Consider the following 360-nt stretch of genomic DNA (forward strand, 5'->3'; position numbering starts at 1 on the left):
TGGAAGCCCGACTACGTGTCCATCCGCAAACGCGAAAACCTGCAAGCCCCCACCCGCGAGGAATTCGCCGCCGGCGAACCGCTGGTCGTGCTGACCGCCGCCAAACTGGGCGCGACGCGGTTGATCGATAACCTCGAGATTTGAGGTTTTAGCGTCTCGCTGCAAAAAGCCCGTCGCTGCGCGGGCTTTTTTTCGGCCCGTCGGTAATGCATTTGCATTGCTCAGGTAATGCACTTGCATTACCATCACGGCATTGTGTTGAGGAGTTCCACCATGCCGCTCGTGTACCACGCGCCCGAGGAGGCCGTTGTCGAGGCGGAATCGTCGCTGACCGACCGATTCCAGACCACCGTGCCCGAC

General features: G+C 60.6%; 1 protein-coding gene. It reads left to right on the forward strand.

Going from position 1 to position 360, the window contains the following annotated elements; all coding sequences use genetic code 11:
• A partial coding sequence (locus AB4Z27_RS29855) for a pantoate--beta-alanine ligase (protein ID WP_441646093.1) occupies positions 1 to 144 on the forward strand: 144 nt, incomplete at its 5' end.
• Positions 145 to 360 lie beyond the last annotated feature (216 nt).

Source organism: Cupriavidus sp. KB_39 (assembly GCF_052114485.1).
Classification (GTDB): Bacteria; Pseudomonadota; Gammaproteobacteria; order Burkholderiales; family Burkholderiaceae; genus Cupriavidus.